Annotated in this window: 1 protein-coding gene; it reads right to left on the bottom strand. The window is 69.5% G+C overall.

Annotated features, from left to right (window positions below):
- Positions 1-1,081, bottom strand: a 1,081-nt coding sequence (gene ccrA, locus ACWCYO_RS40720; protein ID WP_449787051.1) for a crotonyl-CoA carboxylase/reductase, incomplete at both ends; no start/stop codon positions are given.

The raw sequence follows: 1,081 nt of genomic DNA, 5'->3' as shown, positions 1-1,081 counted from the left end.
GAGCCGACGATCTTCTTGAGCGACATCCACAGGTACCGGTTGTCGTACTGGTGCATGTAGCCGGAGGTGGAGGCGCAGGTGACGATGGTGCCGCCCTTGCGGGTGACGTACACCGAGGCGCCGAAGGTCTCGCGGCCCGGGTGCTCGAAGACGATGTCCACGTCCTCGCCGCCGGTGAACTCGCGGATCTTCGAGCCCAGGCGCTTCCACTCGCGCGGGTCCTGGGTGTTCTCGTCCTTCCAGAACCGGTAGCCCTCGGCGGAGCGGTCGATGATCGCCTCGGCGCCCATGGCGCGGCAGATCCCGGCCTTCTGGTCGTTGGAGACCACGCAGATCGGGGTGGCGCCGCCGGCCAGCGCGTACTGGGTGGCGTACGAGCCGAGGCCGCCGCTGGCGCCCCAGATCAGCACGTTGTCGCCCTGCTTCATGCCGGCGCCGTTGCGCGAGACCAGCTGGCGGTACGCGGTGGAGTTGACCAGGCCGGGGGAGGCGGCCTCCTCCCAGGTGAGGTGCTCGGGCTTGGGCAGCAGCTGGTTGGTCTTGACCAGGGCGAGCTGGGCCAGGCCGCCGAAGTTGGTCTCGAATCCCCAGATCCGCTGCTCCGGGTCCATCATCGTGTCGTCGTGGCCGTCCGGGGACTCCAGTTCGACCGAGAGGCAGTGGGCGACGACCTCGTCGCCGGGCTTCCAGGCGTTGACCCCGGCGCCGGTGCGCAGCACCACGCCCGCGAGGTCCGAGCCGACCACGTGGTACGGCAGGTCGTGGCGCTTGGTGAGCGGCGACAGCCGGCCGTAGCGCTCCAGGAAGCCGAAGGTGGAGACCGGCTCGAAGATCGAGCTCCACACGGTGTTGTAGTTCACCGCGCTGGCCATGACGGCGACCAGGGCCTCGCCGGGGCCGAGCTCGGGCAGGGCGACCTCGTCGAGGTGAAGGGACTTGCGGGGGTCCTTGTCGCGGCTGTCCAGGCCCGCGAACATCTGCTCCTCGTCCTTGTGGAGCGTGACCGCCCGGTAGGACTCGGGGAGCTTGATCGCCGCGAAGTCCGCCGACGTGGCGTCGGAGCTGAGGATCGCGTCGAGGA

The sequence above is a fragment of the Kitasatospora sp. NPDC001683 genome (genome assembly GCF_053596495.1).
The sequence above is the reverse complement of the archived record's forward strand: the minus strand, read 5'-3'. Positions and strand labels throughout refer to the sequence as shown.